We start from the raw sequence: 19283 nt of genomic DNA on the forward strand, positions 1-19283 counted from the left end.
TTATTATAAGTTATTAATGGTCCAGGAGATGTAATACATGGACCCTATAAAACCTGTACCAAACGCCGTAAAATATTCTTTACCTGTTAAATTGGTTCCACCGGCTTTAAAAGTAGATTTTAAGCTGGGTACTTTTAAATTAATCTGGGCATCAACTACATGAAACTCCGGTACAACGCCATTTCCAAAGGTAGCTTCCCAGAAATAATCATCACTGAATCTATAGGCTACATTAAATCCGAAATTTTTAAATAGTGCTGTATTACCAAATGCAGCTTTGAATTTATGTTCCGGTGTATTGAAGTTTGTAGTGAAATCCGGGAATCTAACTCTGTCAAAATCTAATTTGGCATAGGTATAGTTCCCGCTTAAATCAAAGTTTCCTAAAATCTTGGTTGAAAGTCCAACGGAGGCGCCATAGGAGTTAATATCTGCCGGCGAGTTTGTATACGTACTGTAGGCCTGATAATCGTTATTTGAAATTGCTGCAACGGATAATCCACCGTCTCCTGCGGTTCCATAGTATGGAGAGATAACCACCTCTTGAGAGATAAAATCTTTATAGCTGTTGTAATAAGCACTTAAATCAACAATTAAGTTTTTAAACTTACCACGATATCCAACTTCAACTGAAGACACTTGTTCAGGCTTTACCAAGCTAGGATTAGCCACCTCTAAAACCGCCGGATTACCGGTTGCGCTGAGTGCTTGTACCGAGCTTAATGTGTATGAGTTTTCATAAGCGACTCTGCCGGTTTGCGTAATGCTTGCCGGTTGCCCTAAGGCTTGACCACCACCACTTACGCTAAAATCTCTTACATATCTATCCAGGTTATCCGGAGCAGCTCCAACCAAAACCGCTCTACCGGCATCTAAACCGATAAACAGGTCCTGGGTAGTAGGGTTTCTGAATCCTGTTTGAACGGATGCTCTGAAGTTATGGTCTTCATTTACCGTTAAGCCTGCTGAAATTCTTGGGGAATAAAAACCATCAAAAAACTCGGATTTGTCATAGCGAATTGATCCTGTTAGTTTTAAATCCAGAGCATTATTTAATTCAATATTTTTTTGAATTTGAGTATAAAGTCCAAATTCGGAGTAATCAATGGGCCCATCGGTATCCGTATAGATGGTTCCGGAAGAATTTAAGCTATATTTTCTGTAAGACCCGCCAATTTGTATTTCAGCAAAATCAACTAAATGGGAAAAGTTATAGTTGGCATCTGCATGATAGTATTTTGAGGCATCTTGAAATTTTGATCCAGTTGATAAATCCGGATCATTCACACTTCTGTTGAATGCTGCCTGGAATTCCGGAGATCCTGGTAAAAACCTGCCGGACTCCGCTTGAGCACGGCCGGCTGCATGCGCCTGGGCATCAGTGGCTCCAGCTAATGTAGCTGTCAGATAGGCCCCGGTATATTCTCCAAACCAAGTGTTGTCGTCCTTCCAGGCCCTGTTAATATTAATACCCGTAAAAACCATGTCATAGGAATCACCGGCTTTGTCGGCAACCACATAACCTCTCAGGAAGAAATTATTGTTTCTAAATTCCAACTTGTGTTGCTGTTGAAAGAAGTTGGCAATATTATAGCGATTGGTTCCCTGGTATATAGTAGATCCGGTGCCTACTTTTCCAACGTAGGATATTTCAAAATCATCTTCCCAGGGACGATAATATAGGCCCCAATCTGATTTTACGCTTTCTGCGTTATAATTAGTTAAATCACGTTCGTTGTAACCCGTTCTGCTTACAATTACTGAAGGTACCAAAGCGTTAGCACCGGCGGGGATACGTCCCAAAGCTTCAAGAGTCACAGCTACATCCTTAATATCTGTGGCTACCTCATCACCATAAACGTTGATACCGTCGTAGTTTAAATCAGCTCTTGTTCCTCCAACGGTTGTTTTATCAACTTCACTCGTCGCCGCCCAATCGGTTCCTTTCAAGTACCCAAAGTTTATTTTGGCTGCAAACTTTTCACTGAACTTATGTGCCACCCGAATTCCAAAGTCTGTATAATTATTGTCTCCGGCCGATTCCTGGGAGGTAATACCTTGTTTATAGTAGGCGCTTATACCATGATGGTCAAACGGGTTTTTACTACGCATGAAAAGAATACCATTAAAGGCATTTGCTCCATATAAAGCAGATGCTGCTCCCGGAAGTAATTCCACACTTTGGACATCGGTTTCAATCATTCCAACCAAATTTCCAATAGGGAAGTTAAGTGCCGGGGTGGAATTATCCATGCCGTCAACCAATTGCATGAAACGATTATTTGCAAACGTTGCAAAACCTCTTGTATTGATAGATTTAAACGTTAAACTATTGGTGTTTACATCTACCCCTTTTAAATTTTCCAAACCGTCATAAAAGTCTGCAGAAGCGGTATTTCTAATTTCTTTCAGGCCAAATCTTTCAACAGTAACTGGCGACTCAAAAATACGTTCCGGTGTTCTGGACGCCGATATTACAACTTCGTCCAGTGATGTTCCTTCTTTTAGAACGAAGGCTAATTTTTGGTTATTTGAAGTAACTTCAAGAGTAGCGGTTTCGAATCCAACACTACTGGCCTGAACTGTAAATGGTGGGTTTTGAGAATAAGTTAACGTGAAATTACCGTCAAAATCTGTTACTACCCCTGTTGTAGTACCTACAACAATGACATTGGCACCCGGAAGAGGTTGGCCGTTGTCATCGGTTACAGAACCTGAAATAGTTGTTTGAGAATAGGTTAAACTGCAAAACAACAACAAAATAATAGTGAAAATTGTTTTCATCTAGCTAGAATTAGTTTTAATTATTTGGGCAATATAAAAATAAAATCGCAAAAAATTATGCGTGCATAATATAAATTATCAAAAACAAGGGCTTAAAATTGCATTTTTTATAAAATTAATAATAAAAATCCTGAAACAAAGCGTTTCAGGATTTTAATTTTTTACTTACAAAAAGAAGCGGTATTATTCTACAGTAACAGATTTTGCCAAATTTCTGGGCTGGTCTACATTTTTGTCTAACATAACAGCTATGTAGTACGATAATAATTGTAGAGGGATTGTAGTTAAAAGCGGAGAAAGGGATTCCAATGTTTCAGGAACTTCAATAACGTGGTCCGCCAGTTCTTTTACCTGCTCGTCACCTTCCGTTACGATACCTATAATTTTCCCTTTTCTGGATTTTATTTCCTGGATATTGCTAACTACCTTTTCGTAGTGTCCTTTTTTAGTAGCGATTACCACTATTGGCATATTTTCATCAATTAATGCAATGGGTCCGTGTTTCATTTCTGCTGCGGGATAGCCTTCGGCATGGATATACGATATTTCTTTAAGCTTTAATGCCCCTTCCAACGCCACGGGGAAATTATACCCTCTTCCTAAATACAGGCAGTTAGAGGCGTCTTTGTAAATATCTGCTATATATCTGATATGAGCATCAGATTCTAAGGCCTTTTCTACTTTACCGGGAATCATTTCTAACTCCAATAAATGACGACGGTATTCTGAACTGGTAATAGTGCCTTTAGCCCTGGATAATCGTAATGCCATTAATGTCAGAACAGTAATTTGAGTAGTAAATGCCTTAGTGGAGGCTACACCTATTTCAGGGCCTGCATGAGTGTAAGCACCGGCATCAGTTTCCCTGGCAATAGAAGACCCTACTACATTACAAACTCCAAAAACAAAAGCACCTTTTGATTTGGCTAATTTAATAGCGGCTAATGTATCTGCAGTTTCTCCGGATTGAGAAATGGCTATTAAAACATCGTCTTCTCTGATAACAGGGTTTCTATATCTAAATTCCGATGCGTATTCCACTTCAACCGGTATTCTGGCTAAGTCTTCAAAAATATATTCAGCCACTAACCCGGCATGCCATGAGGTACCGCAAGCAACAATAATGATTCTATTGGCATTGAGGAACTTTTTCATATTATCTTCAACACCGGCCATTTTTATAATAGCCTGATCTCTTAAAAGCCTTCCTCTGTAAGTATCTGTAATGGCTTTTGGTTGTTCGTGAATTTCTTTTAGCATGAAATGGTCATACCCGCCTTTTTCAATTTCTTCAAGGTTTAGTTGAAGTTTTTGAATGTATGGGTCCACCAAAGAATCATCTTTGATTTTTCTGATTTTAATGCCTTTATGGAACCTGATAATGGCCATTTCCTCATCTTCCAAATAGATGGCATCTTTTGTATATTCTATAAAAGGGGAGGCGTCACTGGCAATAAAGAATTCGTCTTCGCCAATACCAACAGCCAAAGGGCTCCCTAAACGGGCAACTACAATTTCTTCAGGTTTATTTTTGTCGAACACAGTAATAGCGTAAGCACCAATAACCTGGTTTAAAGCTATTTGAACGGCTTTTCCAAGTTTAACGTCTTCCTGTTTTTTTACGTCTTCAATTAAATTGATTAAAACTTCAGTATCGGTGTCCGACTTAAAAGTATATCCTCTGGCAATGAGCTCTTGCTTTAAAGACTCATAGTTTTCAATAATGCCGTTGTGGATGATAACTAAATCTCCGGAATTTGATGTATGAGGATGCGAATTAACATCATTGGGAACACCGTGTGTTGCCCAACGTGTATGACCTATACCGACATTCCCGGTTTTAGTGATTTCTTTTTCTGAAATGTTTTCAAGATCGGCTACTTTCCCTTTGGTTTTTGAAACTTTAAGGTCGGTGCCGTCAAATAAAGCTATTCCGGCACTGTCATAGCCTCTGTATTCTAAGCGCTTAAGTCCTTCAATAATAATAGGATAAGCTTCTCGGTGTCCAATGTATCCAACTATGCCACACATAAGTATTTTGGTTTGGGTTAATGATTTTTAGCTTTACAAATATGTAAAATAAATGCCAAATTGAGCTAATTATTATATAAAGTAATTGTTTTATACGATGAAATTCCATTAAAACTCAATAAACAACAACTTACAAGTAGTAACGGACTAACTTATTTAGGATCAGTGAAAAACAACTTTAATATCATTCGTTGGCCATCCGGGACATTTTCGTTACTTCCATGTAATATGGTTCCCTTAGGCGCTAAAATGGTAGCAGTAGGAATACCCGTTACATCATCTTCACTTTTTAGTATTTCAGAATTACCGGTAACATTTACATTAGTAGATAAAACCAACCCGATTTTGGTATTCGTGGAATCTCTAAGCAAAATATTATTTAAATGTTCCGTGAGACGAATTTTAAAATTCTTGTTAATCGTATCTCTTTGACTTAAGCTAATTACCTTAGAGTTAAGCGCGCTGGAGAAATTCTCAGTAGGATCAATTGTGTAATCTATGGTTTGGAAGTTGTTTTCAATATCATAGGCGTATATCCTGTCGTACTTATGGTAATCCTCCATGGTAGTTGTTGAGGTTTCATCTTCATAAATAAGGAGATGCGCCTCATTGAGTAATTGCTTTAAAACAAAATCGCCCGTAGTGCTTTCAGTAATAAATTCACCTTTATCATCCACAGCTCTGTAAGTCCTTTTAAAAGCTTCTAAAGCGGAGATGATTGTTGTATTGTTGTTTTCATCGGTGTATTCTACCATCCCATCAAACAAGCTTACAACTGCCATAGAACCCTGGCCGCCTTTTAAAAATAGTTTTTCATCACCCAAGGTTTTATCGCCGTTGTCTACCACACGCGTGTGTTCATTAATAAAGGTGTTTAACCTGTTTCCGTTAAAGTTAAAACTATATGTGGCCTGCAATCTCTCGCCATCATTAGCTTCATCGTCTCTGGAATAATGAATGGTAATGGTGGCATCAGAGGAAGCGAAATTTAAAAGGATCATATGTCCTTTCCCGTCTATGGCTTCAGCTTTAAAATAAAGCCCTCTGAAATAATTTTTAAAGTTGTTTGCGTTGCTTAATTCCGATTGACCTTGTTTCTTAATGATAGCGGTTTCCCAAAATAGCGTATCAAGTTTTACGCGAAAGGATGGTACTAACCTGGTAACCGTGGTGTCAGTATCAGTTCTAACAACTGTAATTATATTATCACTACTGGGAGTAAAGATGGTATCTTTTATCAGTGCTCCCTTAAAATTGTCAAAATTAATTGTACTATTATCTGTTAGGGCATAATTATTACTTACATCGCCACTGTTTGCATATGAAAAGTAGTTTTGCGGTTCCCCTAAATTATCCGGGTTAAAATCTCTTAAGAAATAACCGTTTTCATAAATAGACAGTTTGATATCATCTACTGGATTTCCGTATAACGAATCGCTGATAGTATACTCTGCAAACCCTTCATCATCAATGGCAATGGTTCTGTTAAAATAGGGTATACTTAGTACCACGGAATCTATAATAGGGTTTTCACCAAAATCAGGGTCGAAGGAGGATGGCAATATTTGCGTAATAACACTTGCAGTGGTTGGCCCATACTCAGGGTCATCATAAAACCCCAATACGTTTGAAGGCAAATTATTTATTTGTACTTTTTCTAGCTTTTTGTTGTATGATATAATAGGCATTAATGAGTCAACACCAGTGCCAAAATTAGCATTGTCCTTTCCTAAAACATCACTGTCTAAAACATAAAAATCTTTATCACAAGCTATAAATGATGTAACAAGCAACAGAACAATAGCAGGTATTTGAAGGGCTTTAATAGTCTTTTTCATAGATACTTAAAATGAAAGTATGGGTTAGCTTAAAACGGTATTATTAAAAAATGTTGTATAAGCCTCGCCAAATTCATCTCTGTTTTTGTATTCTAAAATAGGTTTATCCGATGCTTTTAAATAGGCCTCTAAATCCCCAGGGATATTTTCAGAACCTATAATCAATGCATCAGAATAATCAACAGCGATTTTCATTAAGTTAACATATGAAGGTTCTTCAATGGCCTTTATGGCATCTTCATTTATGTTGTCAAATTTAATCTTATTAACCATGTCTTTATTTAAAGTATTGTTAAAACTTTGGTTATACACCGAAGTAACAATTTTACTTTCGCTAAATAAAGGCTCATCTTTATAATATTCTTTTAAATAAACTGGAAGCAAAGAGGCTAACCATCCATGCACGTGAATAACATCCGGGGACCAGTTTAATTTTTTAACGGTTTCTATAACGCCTTTGGCAAAAAAGATGGCGCGCTCATCATTATCAGAAAACAATTGCCCATCTTCGTCAGTTAATGTGGCTTTTCTTTTAAAATATTCATCATTATCGATAAAATAAACTTGAATACGTTCTTTAGGGATCGATGCCACCTTGATTATAAGGGGCATGTCCAAATCGTTAATTACTAAATTTATTCCGGAAAGTCTTATAACCTCATGTAATTGGTGTCTACGCTCATTAATGTTCCCGTATCGGGGCATGAAAATTCGAATTTGTCCACCTTGTTGATTTACAAGTCTGGGAGCTTCGAACGACATTGAAGAAATTTCGGTTTCAGGTAAATAAGGCACTACTTCAGATGATACATACAATATCCTCTTATCTTTCATATGTTTGTTTTTATTGACTTTCTAAAAGCCATTTTAACCAGGTGTTAACGATTTCTATTTATAAAGAAACTTTGTAAAGCTTGTTTATTCAAGTCTCACATTTGTGAATTCAAAATAAAAAACACGCAAAAGTACAAAAATTTATGCAAATTGACTGTAAAATCTTAAGTTTGCAGGCGTTAATTTTTTATTAAAAAGTGCAGGTTTACTCAGAAAAACAACAAATTATAAAAGCCATTACGCTTTTAAAAACCAAAAAGCAAACTATTGGGTTGGTACCAACCATGGGAGCTTTACACAGGGGGCATTTGGCTTTAGTTGAAAGTGCCTTACAAAATAATGATTACGCGGTAGTTAGTATTTTTGTTAATCCAACACAATTTGACAATAGTAGCGATCTTAAAAAATACCCCAGAACTTTAGAAGAAGACGTTGCATTATTAAGCACACTGTCCAAAGAAAGGATTTTGGTTTATGCCCCTACGGTTGAGGACGTGTATGAAGGTAATGCCGTTTCGGAAGCCTTTGATTTTGACGGACTTGAATTTGAGATGGAAGGGAAATTTCGTCACGGACATTTTGACGGGGTTGGTACTATTGTGAAACGTCTTTTTGAAATTGTGACACCTCATAACGCTTATTTTGGTGAAAAAGATTTTCAGCAGTTACAGATCATAAAGAAACTGGTTGAAAAGCACCATATTCCTGTGAAAATAACAGGCTGCCCAATTTACAGGGAAGCCAGCGGTTTGGCCATGAGCTCGCGTAACACAAGGTTAAAACCGGAATACCTGGAAGCAGCCCCTTTTATTTATAAAACTTTAACAACTGCCAAAAAGCTATTTGGCACAAAAAGTGCTAATAAAGTTTCGGAATGGGTTGAAAATCAGTTTTCTAAACATGATTTATTGGAGTTGGAATATTTTATTATTGCTGATGCCAAAACCTTAAGACCGGTTAAACGAAAATCAAACAAAAAAGTATATAGAGCGTTTATAGCCGCATATGCAGATGATATCAGATTGATTGATAATATCGCCTTAAATTAATTATCTTTGCCGCATGCAAATTCAAGTAGTAAAATCTAAGATTCACAGGGTTAAATGTACGGGTGCTGAGCTTAACTATATTGGGAGTATTACCATTGATGAAGATTTAATGGATGCTGCCAACATTATACAGGGAGAAAAGGTTCAAATTGTTAATAATGACAATGGCGAACGCCTAGAAACCTATTGTATTCCGGGACCTCGAAACAGTGGCGAAATAACACTTAATGGGGCCGCTGCCAGAAAAGTTTCGGTGGGTGACACCTTGATTTTAATCACTTATGCCATAATGGATGTTGAAGAAGCCAAAGTTTTTAAACCTGCTTTGGTGTTTCCTGACGAAGCGACCAACTTATTAAAGTAAACCTTGAGCCCAAAAATAAAAAGCATACTAAAAATTACACTCCCATTATTACTGGGAGTTTTTTTGGTCTGGTATTCGCTGTCAAAGGTATCTGTTGAAGAACTTTTTGTTTACCTGAAGGAATCTGATTATTGGTGGATCGTACTTGGGATGTTTTTGGGCCTGTTAAGCCACTTGTCCAGGGCTTACCGTTGGCGTTTTCAGTTAGAACCTATGGGCTATAATATTAAATTGGGCAATAGTATAATGGCGGTTTTTGCAACCTATTTAATTAACTATACCATTCCCAGGGCCGGTGAGGTAGCAAGGGCCTCCATTTTGACCAATTATGAAGACGTGCCTTTTGAAAAAGGATTTGGTACTATTGTAGCAGAGCGTATTGCGGATATGATCGTGATGCTTGGAATAATTACCATAACACTATTCCTTCAATTCGATTTTATTTATAGTTTCCTGGTTGAAAAATTCGATCCTGCTAAAATCATAATCGGATTGGTAGGTCTGATTGTTTTAGTGGTCATTTTTACAAGATTTATTAAGCGTAGCCCATCTAAAATAGCATTAAAGATTAAGACCTTTATTAACGGTTTGATTGAAGGAGCGCTCAGTATTTTCAAAATGAAAAAGAAGTGGGCTTACATTTTTCACACCTTGTTTATTTGGGGCATGTACGTCCTTATGTTTTATGTGACTTCATTTGCTATTTCTGATTTAGAGGGTATTTCAACCGGGGCCATTCTAATCGGCTTTATAGCGGCCAGTTTTAGTATTGCTGCCACAAATGGTGGTATTGGATCCTATCCTTTAGCTATTTATGGGGCATTTGCTATTTTTGGGATCCCTGAAGACCCTAGTATCGCATTTGGGTGGATCATGTGGGCATCACAAACACTTTTGATTATCATTTTTGGCGGGTTGTCATTAATTTATCTACCAGTTTTTAACAGAGAAAAGAGTATTTAAGTCTGTTGAAATAGATCAGTTGCTTTTAATCTCTTGGTTAATTTATTAACTTGCCAATAAATAAATCTCAAATCATTAAATCCAGATGAAACATTTACTTTGCAGTGTATTGTTTTTATTATCAATAAACTTTACAAATTCACAGGTTAAATACGAGACGTTTCAATCTTCAACATTAGGGGAAGAACGCCAGATTAAGATTCAATTACCCCGAGGCTATAATTCAAATCAGGATAAGGTATATCCCTTATTTGTGGTTTTAGATGGCGATTATATGTTTGAAGCCGTTGCCGGGAATGTTGATTATTATTCGTATTGGGAAGATATGCCGGGAGCTATTGTGGTAGGGATAAATCAACTTGATAAGCGCTATGATGACTGTATGTATTCTGAGCAAAATTCATTGCCTATTGAAAGGGGTGCTGCTTTTTTTGAGTTTATAGGTGCCGAACTTATTCCGCATATTCAAAGGCAATACCGAACGGCTAATTTCAGAATTGCGGTCGGACATGGGGAGACAGCAAACTTTATTAATTACTACTTGCTAAAATCTAATCCGTTATTTAGGGCCTATATAGCTGTGAGTCCGGAGTTAGCACCACATATGTTAGATTACCTTCCGGAACGGTTAAATAAAGTTGGGGCTAAAACATTTTATTATTTAGCACACACCAACAACGATTCCAAGTCTGTAAAACAAATGACCCAGGCGTTACATACTGATATTTCAACTATTGAAAATGAAAAGCTAACCTATAGTTTTAATAGTTTTGAAGGACCCTCCCATTATTCGGTGCCAACGCATGCCTTACCAAATGCTTTTGAAAGTATTTTTAAAGTGTTTCAGCCTATAACCAGGAAGGAATACAAGGAAACTATTTTAGAATTAGAAGGTTCTCCAGTGGACTATCTGGTTGAAAAGTACAACACGATCAATGAATTATTTGGAATACAAAAGCGAATTTTAATTAACGATTTTAAAGCCATTTCGGCGGCCATTGAAAAGACTGAACAATATCAATACTACGAAGCTTTGGGTAAAATAGCCAGAAAAGAATACCCTGAAACACTTTTGGGATTGTATTATATAGCGAGGTTTTATGAAGAAGAAGGCGAATCTAAAAAAGCCATGCGTACCTATCAGTCAGCATATATGCTAGATGAAATAGCCGGTATAACAAAAGATGAGGTGCTTGAAAAAGCCGATGCTATAAAAAGAGATTTTGGGTATTAATGGCAACAAAAGTTAAAACAACCTTTTTCTGTCAGAACTGTGGAACACAATACGCCAAATGGCAGGGGCAATGTAATGCCTGTAAAGAATGGAATACTATTGCCGAGGAGCTTATCCAAAAACCGGAAAAAAGTGACTGGAAACCAGCTGCATCACCTACAAAGCGTGTTTCAAAACCACTTAAAATCAATGATATTGATGTTTCTGAAGACGCCAGGCTAAACACGCTTGATTCAGAATTTAACCGGGTTTTAGGTGGCGGTATAGTGCCGGGGTCCTTAACCTTATTAGGGGGAGAACCCGGGATAGGAAAAAGTACATTATTGCTTCAAATCTCATTAAAATTACCTTATAAGACACTGTATGTTTCAGGTGAGGAAAGCCAGAAACAAATTAAAATGCGGGCGGAACGTATTAATCCTGAAACTAGCAATTGCTATATTTTAACCGAAACCAAAACCCAGAATATTTTTAAGCAGATTCAGGATTTAGAACCGGATATAGTGATTATAGACTCCATTCAAACCCTTCATAGTGATTACATCGAATCGTCTTCCGGGAGTATTTCTCAAATAAAGGAATGTACCACTGAGCTTATAAAGTTTGCGAAGGAAACGGCCACACCGGTTATTCTTATTGGGCATATTACAAAGGAAGGCCATATTGCCGGGCCAAAGATTTTAGAGCATATGGTTGATACGGTATTACAATTTGAAGGCGACCGTAATCACGTATTCAGAATCTTAAGAGCCAATAAAAACCGTTTTGGCTCTACTAATGAATTGGGGATTTACGAAATGCAGGGGTCCGGGTTAAGAGAAGTTTCCAACCCATCGGAAATCCTGATTTCCAAAAAGGACGAAGAGCTATCTGGGAATGCTATCGCTGCTACCTTAGAGGGCATGCGCCCGTTAATGATTGAAGTACAGGCCTTGGTTAGTACCGCGGTTTATGGTACGCCGCAGCGTTCAGCCACAGGATTTAATGCCAAACGGTTAAATATGCTGCTGGCGGTATTAGAAAAACGTGCCGGATTCAGGTTAGGGGCCAAAGATGTATTTTTAAATATTACCGGTGGCATTACAGTTGATGATCCGGCCATTGATCTGGCGGTTATAGCGGCTATATTATCTTCCAATGAGGATGAAGCGTTACAACGCGATTTTTGTTTTGCAGCAGAGGTTGGCCTATCCGGCGAGATCAGGCCCGTGCAACGCATTGAGCAACGCATTTTAGAAGCAGAGAAGTTAGGGTTTTCGGCCATTTTTGTGTCCAAGTACAATAAAATGTCGCTTAAATCCCCCAAAATTAAAATTCAACGTATTTCTAAAATAGAAGATCTGGTTGATTTTATTGTTTAATAAAAATATTCTTACATTTTTTAAGGATAAAAGCCTACCTCTATAAGCTTTTCGGCGATTTTTTTAGCCTTTTATCGATAAAAAATTCAAATTTTATTAGGTTTTTTATTTCATTTACATTAATATTGTCCTGTTAAATAACTGAAAATTAATGCTAAACCATGTATTTTCAGGGGTTTAGTATACTTCCCTCAAGTATTGTTAATCCATTTTATTAGAAGGTATTGTTTTAAAGTACAAGTCAATAGGTACCCTAAAGCTTTAAAACTAAACCTATGAAAAAATTAATTAACCTATCATACTTAGCAGCCTTGTGGCTCTGCCTAGTCGTATCTTTTTCTGTTCAGTCACAAACCGTAATTGATTCTGAGGATTTTGAATCCAACAGTTGGTCCGGAATCCTTTGGAATGATGGAGGTGATGATTGTCAAATAACTTCGACCTCATGGTTTTCAGGTTCCTATTCTGTTCGTTTGGAAGAGGATGAAGGCGGGGAATATACTTATACGGATAATATTGATCTGAGCGGTTACAACTCCGTGACAATAACGTTCGATTTCAGGACTTCCGGCTTTGATTCGGGCGATGATCTCATCATAGAGTTTTCTGATAATGGCGGTTCAAATTGGGATAGTACAGATGTGTTACATTATTCGGAGAACACGGATTTTAACGATGGTACTACATACACAAATATTATAGCCACTGCTACAAACGGATCACCTTATTCGTTTTCAACAACATCGCGGTTCAGATTCAGGGCGAATGCCAGTTCCAATGAATACTTATATATAGATAATATTGTTATTACCGGTTATTTTGATGATGCCGATGGCGATGGTATAGCAGATTCGGTAGATCTGGATGATGATAACGATGGTATTAGAGATGATTACGAATGCTCTGCGGCTATTAGTTTCAGTAATGCCTCTGTATTAACGGCATCTAATTTGAACGATGTAAAAGCAAATGAAAAAGTATTGTATTCAAACGCCCTGTTATTCCAAAATCAATATTATGATATTGTGCTTACCGTTTTAACTATTAGTGGATCATTTACGTTGAATTGTGACGGCCAATTGGATGTGAGTTCATTTAATTCCAGTAACGATGATCATGTGACTTATTCCTTTGACCTGGTGGAATCCGGAAGCGCCACACCGGGAAACCCTGCTGGAACACCCGCTACACTTTATGATATCATTTTGGAATTGCGGGATATTGATACCTCTTCGGGTGATGATTTCACGGAAATAGTTGGGTTTAACCCATCCACAGTAACCTCTACGGTAACTCCTTCTTTAAGTCCAACTACCAATTTGGAGCAAGCCGGTTTTGTAAACTCAGGCGGTCCGTCTGGCTATACCCTATACAGGTTAGATCCTACCATAGCAGGGTCAACTACAACATGGTCAGATGAACCTGATGATGGTGGGACTCACGGGGATGATCCTGATTTTTACTTATATATGGAATTTGACCGGTTTTCACATGTAGACCTGGTGTTTGGGGCCACGGGAACCGATACTAGTACTGGTGTGAGATGGGCCTTTTTTGGGGTAAATTCGAAATGTGATTTTGACGATGATGGCTTTTTAGATACCGTAGATATAGATAGTGATAATGATGGGATCCCGGATAATGTGGAGGCTCAGCCCACCATTGGATATATTCCACCCAGTAATGTAAGCGCTAGTATTACGGATGCCAATAACAACGGTTTAGATGATGTTTATGAATCTGCTATGGGCGGCACGGACTTGTTTAATTTAGAAGACACGGATGGTGACGGTTTAAAAGATTATTTAGACAGTGATACCGATAACGACGGTAAACCCGATATAGAAGAGAATAATCATGCCAATACACTAAATAATGCGGACTCCGATAATGACGGTCTTGATGATATCATGGATTCTGTTACGGCTCATTTAGATGTTAACGATGAAGTCACTACCGGAGATGTTGCCGACTTAACCAATTCTTTTGGAGATGTCGATTCAGATGCTACCATTGGAGGTGATCTCGATTATAGAGATCTGTTTGATATAAATCCGCCGGTTTATGCTACGATCGATTTTGATGGCGTGGACGATTATTTGTCCAGGACTTCATTTATTGACGGCATGGGCACTATTACCCTTATGGCCTGGGTAAAAACGGATACGGGGAATACCACCGATATTACCATAGCCGGTGAAGATACAGGCTGTAAGTTATGGCTGCAAAACGGGAACAGACCAACATTTACCATAACATCGGCCGGAAATGCGGCAGTAACTATAGGCGGCTGTAGCTGTAGTACCATTAATTATGACGAATGGCATCATATTACCGCAGTTTATACCAGCAGTACCGGTGCTATGACATTGTATGTTGACGGGGAGCAAGTAGCTACCGGAAATGTTGGAAGCACCGGAAAAGTCATTGAAAACACAGATGACGCCAATGGCAATTTTGAAGTTGGAAGACGCTCAACAGAAGATGTCGCCAATCTGGAATATTTCAAAGGTGATATAGATGAAGTGCGAGTGTTTGATGTGGCGTTGACGGCAGAACAAATACAGATGATGGTATACCAGGAAATACAGGATAACTCAGGCAATGTGAGAGGAGCCATTATTCCAAAAGATATAGGAGACTCGCCTTCCTGCAGTACTATACCATGGTCAAACCTAATAGCTTATTATCCAATGACCAATATAAAAATGGGTAAAACATCAGATTACTCAAGTAACGATAATTGGTTGTATATAAATTATATCACGACCATACAGGACCAAACGGCACCAATGCCGTACAAGACGGGAGCCAATGGTAGTTGGACCACACAAGCTACCTGGGAACATGGGGATGTTTGGGATATAGAAAGTATTGCAGATAACAAAGATTGGTGTATCGTTAAAATAGAAGATGATGTAACCACGTCAAATTCTCATACTACACAAGGATTAATAATTGATGCCAGCAAAACCCTTACCGTTAATGGGGATCATCTGATACAAAATTCATGGTATTTTGAATTGAATGGTACCCTGGATTTAATGGAAGATTCTCAGCTAATTCAAACAGAAGCGAGTGATTTGGTTACTTCGGCAGATGGAAAACTTTTAAGACGCCAGGAAGGAACTACTAACCCTTATTGGTATAATTACTGGTCGTCACCTATAGGAGCTACGGGTGTTACCACACTAACCGATAATAATGCCGCAACCAATAACGCCAATAATACGCCGTTTAGTTTGAATATGTTAAAAGACGGTTCAGGATTTGACATTTCGTTTACATCGGCCTATACGGCAAGCGGAAATATTGGTACGTACTGGTTGTACACATTTATCAACGGAATTACATATTACGACTGGGCGCAAATTTCAACAACAGCTGACCTAAGTCCGGGTGTTGGTTATACCCAGAAAGGGACAGGTAATGCCGGTCTGGAACAACAGTACATTTTCCAGGGGAAACCAAACAACGGGACCATTTTAGTAAGTGTTACCGATGTTGGCGGGGCAGGCTCTGTAGCAGACGTTTCTAAAACCGATTATCTGTTAGGGAACCCATACCCATCGGCATTAGACATTCATAAATTCATTGATGATAATGTAGGCGTTATAGACGGAACGCTACAACTTTGGCAACAATGGAGCGGTAGCTCACATTATCTGGATGAGTATAACGGTGGTTATGCCCAGGTAAACAAAACAGGTGCCACAAGAGCCTATCAATTTGTAGGAATGAGTGGTGCTAACAATGGATCACAGGATGGTACCTCGGTGCCTTCAAGATACTTGCCAATTGGCCAGGGATTCATCACGGAAATTATTGCCAATGGAAATGTAGAATTTAACAACGGCCAGCGGGTATTTATATTAGAAGATGATGCGGATGGAACCTACAACAATGGGTCTGTGTTCTTTAAGAATACTAAAAGCAAATCCAAAGCGGAGAGCGCTACGGCTAAAACGACCACTGAAGAAGAGAATCCTTTTAAAAAGATTCGTTTAGAGTTTAATACCGTAACAGGACCGGACACCCGGAGAGAGTTACTCTTAGGGTTTAGTAATGATACTTCAGATGATTATGATTATGGTTATGACTCGGAATGTGATGAAGTTAACAACAATGATTTAAACCTGAATTTAGAAGGACAGAATATGAACATCCAGGCTTATGGCGAACTGACGCCGGAAAAAGTGGTGCCATTAAACTTTAAATCCTCAGGAAACAATTCATTTGAAATAAAAATTACGGATTTAGAAAATATTGAAGAAACAGAGGAAATTTACTTAAGGGACAACCTAACCGGAGCGTATTTTGATTTAAAACCTGGAAACCCTTATGGATTTTCATCAGAACAGGGTAAGTTCAATGATAGGTTTGAAATTGTATTCCAATCTCAGCAACAATCTTTAAGTGTTGAAGAAGAAAACCATGATTCAAACTTTGTTTACTATTTAAACCAGGAACGCAAAATATATGTAAAGAAACTCAATGCTTCCGTAAAAAGAATGGCTTTAATTAATATGACAGGCCAAACAGTCATGGAGCTTCAGGATGTACCTGATGATGTTTTAAGTAATGGTATAGCAATATCCAACGTATCAACAGGTGGTTATATAGCCTGCTTTAGAACTGATGATAACCAGGTGCTCACTAAGAAAATAATAGTCAATTAACCAACCGAAAACCCTTGAAAAAGCCAAAGCAAAATGTTTTGGCTTTTTTTATATTCAAAAATATTTTTTAGGATAAAGCCTACAATAAATGTTATTTAATCGTATTTTATTGCTTTTTATCGATAAAAACATTAATTTTTCCTAGGTTTTCTAATTCGTTTATACTAATATTGTATTGTTAAATTATTGAAACATATGTGTTTTTAACGGTTTTCAATGTTTTAATATACTTCCCTCAAGTATTATTAATCCATTTTATTAAAAAGGTATTGTTATAGTATATAGAAATAAATCCTAAAGCTATTAACAATTAACCTATGCAAAAATTACTACCTATTAAATTTTTATGCGTCATAGTATTTCTGATAAATACTGTTAACGCTCAAGATTCCATCGAAAATGATATGGCTCATTTGCTTGAAATTAGTAATGACATAACTGACCTGTCCAATAATGGTTCAGTCTCGATTAATTTTAATAATGCCTCGCCTTTAACTGCAACTGACTTAAGTGATGTCCGCCCGGGAGAAAAGGTGGTATATTCCAAAGCTCTTAAATTCCAAAACAAGTATTATGATCTTGTGCTTACCATTTTAAGAATTAAGGGGGCTTACACTGTAGATTGTAATAATGAACTTAGAGTAAGCACTTTTGATTCCAGTAAAGATAATTATGTAACCTACTCGTTTGATTTGGTTGAAATAGGAACAGCAACACCCGCTAATCCTGCAGGAAAGCGAGCCGTGTTATATGATGTTGTTTTGGAATCACGGGATATTGATACCAGGAGCTACAGAGACTTTACAGAAGTTTCCGGGTTTAATCCGTATACGGTCACTTCTAAAGTAACTGCTAATTTAAGTGAAACTACTAATTTGGAAAGAGCAGGCTTTGTAAATGGACCGGACCCATCAGGTTTTATACTTTACAGGTTAAGTCCTGCACTTGTATCACCAGAAACGGATTGGAAGGGAGAGCCGCATGACGGAGGAGACCATGGAGATAACTCGGATTTTTGTTTGTACATGGAGTTTGATCAGTTCTCCCATGTTGATTTGTTATATGGAGCCACAGGAACTGATGCCCATACATGGGTTAGGTTAACAAACTTTGGGATGAGTACAAAATCCGGTTTTAATAAGAATTTAGTTGTTGAAGCTGTTGAGAACCCAAATAATATTGGATACAATCCGGACACAAATGTTAATACCGTCACTACGGCGAATAACAATTAAGTTCTCCACTAAGAAAGTAATAGTCAATTAATCAACCCAAAAACACTAAAAAGGCCGGAATGTTTTGTTCCGGCTTTTTTTATGCAAAACTCTTCTTTTTTAAGATAAAACCTACAAAAATAAGTGTTTTAACGATTTTTTATGCTTTTAATCGATAAAAAAATCAATTTTTACTAGGTTTTTTACTTAGCTTGCATTAATATTGTCATATTAAATTACTAAGAATAGATGCGCTAACATCAATTTTTAAGATTTTAATATACTTCCCTCAAGTATTTTAATCCATTCTACTGAAGCGTATTGTTATATAGTGAATTAGGTTTCCTAAAGCTAATGACAATTATAATATGAAAAATCTTATTCAACAATGTTGTTACATTGCTTTAATATGTTGTTTACAATTTAGCTACGCTCAGCCCGGTAATGATAATTATACTGATGCTTTTGATATTACATCTATTATAAATAGCTGTTCTTCCGATGCCCAATACACTACAATAGCCGCCACTCCGGACAAAGTGTCCGGAAGCATCTGGAACAACAACGGACCCAAACAAAATGTTTGGTTTAAATTTCAGGCTCCGTCCAGTGGAGCCATAAACATTACTGTTGATACAGGTGGTGCCCAGGGGAGCAATAGAAGAACCCAGTTAGCTTTATGGGAGGCCGATGGGGTAACCGAGTTATCCAGTAAAAGATATATTAGTACTTATGATGATGTGGTTTTGGGGGCACAAGATCTAACTCCCGGTTCCTGGTATTATATTTCCGTGGATTCCTATTCCGGTTACTACGGTACTTTCACGTTATGTCTTCAGGATGCGGTGGATTACGATTTTTACGAGGGAGCTATAGATGTCACGGGCATTATTAATTCCTGTTCATCAGATGCTGTTTATGATACACGGGGC

General features: G+C 37.7%; 12 protein-coding genes. 8 read left to right on the forward strand and 4 right to left on the reverse strand.

The genetic code is table 11. The features are described 5' to 3' along the window. Nucleotides 1-3: 3 nt before the first annotated feature. The 4 genes from Q0983_RS02765 to Q0983_RS02780 all read right to left on the reverse strand — a co-directional run bounded on the left by Q0983_RS02765 (nucleotide 4) and on the right by Q0983_RS02780 (nucleotide 7487). Entirely contained in the window at nucleotides 4-2784 is a 2781-nt protein-coding gene (locus Q0983_RS02765) for a TonB-dependent receptor (RefSeq protein WP_299548347.1), read from the reverse strand. 183 nt (nucleotides 2785-2967) lie between these two features. After that, nucleotides 2968-4815 carry a glutamine--fructose-6-phosphate transaminase (isomerizing) gene (gene glmS / locus Q0983_RS02770; protein ID WP_299548349.1) on the reverse strand — a complete coding sequence of 616 codons (1848 nt, stop codon included), beginning with the start codon at nucleotides 4813-4815 and terminating at the stop codon, nucleotides 2968-2970. A gap of 152 nt (nucleotides 4816-4967) precedes the next feature. Then, the gene (locus tag Q0983_RS02775) at nucleotides 4968-6653 is read right to left on the reverse strand and encodes a DUF4270 domain-containing protein (RefSeq protein ID WP_299548351.1); all 1686 of its coding nucleotides are present in this window, start codon (nucleotides 6651-6653) and stop codon (nucleotides 4968-4970) included. 24 nt (nucleotides 6654-6677) lie between these two features. Beyond that, nucleotides 6678-7487 (reverse strand): glycogen/starch synthase, encoded by an 810-nt coding sequence (locus Q0983_RS02780; RefSeq protein WP_299548353.1) that lies wholly within the window; start codon nucleotides 7485-7487, stop codon nucleotides 6678-6680. Nucleotides 7488-7684: 197 nt separating this feature from the next. Between Q0983_RS02780 and panC the strand changes: the two genes are divergently transcribed. The 8 genes from panC to Q0983_RS02820 form a co-directional block, all read left to right on the forward strand. Then, entirely contained in the window at nucleotides 7685-8536 is an 852-nt protein-coding gene (gene panC / locus Q0983_RS02785) for a pantoate--beta-alanine ligase (RefSeq protein WP_299548356.1), read from the forward strand. A 13-nt stretch (nucleotides 8537-8549) separates the two neighbouring features. Continuing rightward, nucleotides 8550-8900, forward strand: a complete 351-nt coding sequence (panD, locus tag Q0983_RS02790; protein WP_299548359.1) for an aspartate 1-decarboxylase — start codon at nucleotides 8550-8552, stop codon at nucleotides 8898-8900. Between the two features lie 3 nt (nucleotides 8901-8903). Then, nucleotides 8904-9863: a lysylphosphatidylglycerol synthase transmembrane domain-containing protein gene (locus Q0983_RS02795; protein ID WP_299548362.1), complete on the forward strand. Its 960-nt coding sequence runs from the start codon at nucleotides 8904-8906 to the stop codon at nucleotides 9861-9863. An 85-nt stretch (nucleotides 9864-9948) separates the two neighbouring features. Beyond that, nucleotides 9949-11097 carry an alpha/beta hydrolase-fold protein gene (locus tag Q0983_RS02800; RefSeq protein ID WP_299548365.1) on the forward strand — a complete coding sequence of 383 codons (1149 nt, stop codon included), beginning with the start codon at nucleotides 9949-9951 and terminating at the stop codon, nucleotides 11095-11097. Next, entirely contained in the window at nucleotides 11097-12458 is a 1362-nt protein-coding gene (gene radA, locus Q0983_RS02805; RefSeq protein WP_299548368.1) for a DNA repair protein RadA, read from the forward strand. Before Q0983_RS02800 ends, radA begins: the two co-directional genes overlap by 1 nt. Before the next feature lie 275 nt (nucleotides 12459-12733). After that, nucleotides 12734-17137, forward strand: a complete 4404-nt coding sequence (locus Q0983_RS02810) for a LamG-like jellyroll fold domain-containing protein (RefSeq protein ID WP_299548371.1) — start codon at nucleotides 12734-12736, stop codon at nucleotides 17135-17137. Between the two features lie 317 nt (nucleotides 17138-17454). After that, the gene (locus Q0983_RS02815; protein ID WP_299548374.1) at nucleotides 17455-18372 is read left to right on the forward strand and encodes a hypothetical protein; all 918 of its coding nucleotides are present in this window, start codon (nucleotides 17455-17457) and stop codon (nucleotides 18370-18372) included. Nucleotides 18373-18719: 347 nt separating this feature from the next. Continuing rightward, nucleotides 18720-19283: hypothetical protein (locus Q0983_RS02820; RefSeq protein WP_299548377.1), on the forward strand; the 564-nt coding region annotated here is incomplete at its 3' end.

Source organism: Seonamhaeicola sp., from assembly GCF_028281565.1.
Taxonomy (GTDB): Bacteria; Bacteroidota; Bacteroidia; order Flavobacteriales; family Flavobacteriaceae; genus Seonamhaeicola.